This window comes from Roseateles sp. P5_B10 (assembly GCF_056400485.1).
Map to the genome: position 1 here is coordinate 1 of NZ_JBFULE010001440.1, position 739 is coordinate 739.

The 739-nt window shown below is 64.5% G+C and carries 2 protein-coding genes; both read right to left on the reverse strand.

What is annotated here, in order from left to right:
- A partial coding sequence (locus tag AC1DU6_RS33850) for an HU family DNA-binding protein (protein WP_477862770.1) occupies window positions 1-212 on the reverse strand: 212 nt, incomplete at its 3' end.
- Between the two features lie 226 nt (window positions 213-438).
- The coding region (locus tag AC1DU6_RS33855; protein ID WP_477862772.1) for a CDP-alcohol phosphatidyltransferase family protein at window positions 439-739 on the reverse strand (301 nt) is incomplete at its 5' end.

Here is a 739-nt window from a genome sequence, read left to right on the forward strand (position 1 = left end):
ATCTTGATGGTATCGCCGGTGCGTGGGTTGCGGCCGGCGCGCGCAGCACGCTTGGTGATGCTGAAGGTGCCGAAGCCTACCAGCGAGACGGTGCCGTTCTTCTTCAGCGTCGTCTTGACGCCGCCGATCACGGCTTCGAGCGCACGGCCTGCAGCAGCCTTGGAGATGTCGGCCTGCTTGGCGATGTGCTCGATCAATTCGGACTTGTTCACTCGTGCCCCCTCATGACGATTCAGCGGACTGTTGAGCCCTGCACCGTGACCGGCCGCAAGACTGCGATGCAGATGTCGATCCCGCGCACTGCGCAGCCTGTGACAGGCCGACTACAAGCGGCCAAGGCGCGCGCGGGGAAGCGGATTCTAGACGCGCGTCCGGCGGTGGGCGGGGCGGGAAAAGTCCCGATACAACTCGGCGTCCGGCGTGAACCAGGACGGCGCCCTAGCGGGCCTTGGCACGGATTTCCGGCAAGGCCTTCTGCAGGTAATAGACCATGGACCAGATGGTCAGCACGACGGCTGCGTAGATCAGCCAGGTACCCCAGAGCCGCGTCGGAATGAGGCCGAAAAGCTGGCCGTCATAGAGCAGGAAGGGGATGGCCACCATCTGCACCGTCGTCTTCAGCTTGCCGACCATGTGCACGGCAACGCTGCGTGAAGCGCCGATCTGGGCCATCCATTCGCGCAGGGCCGAGATCGCGATCTCGCGGCCGACGATGACCAGGGCGACGAAGGCGTTGACC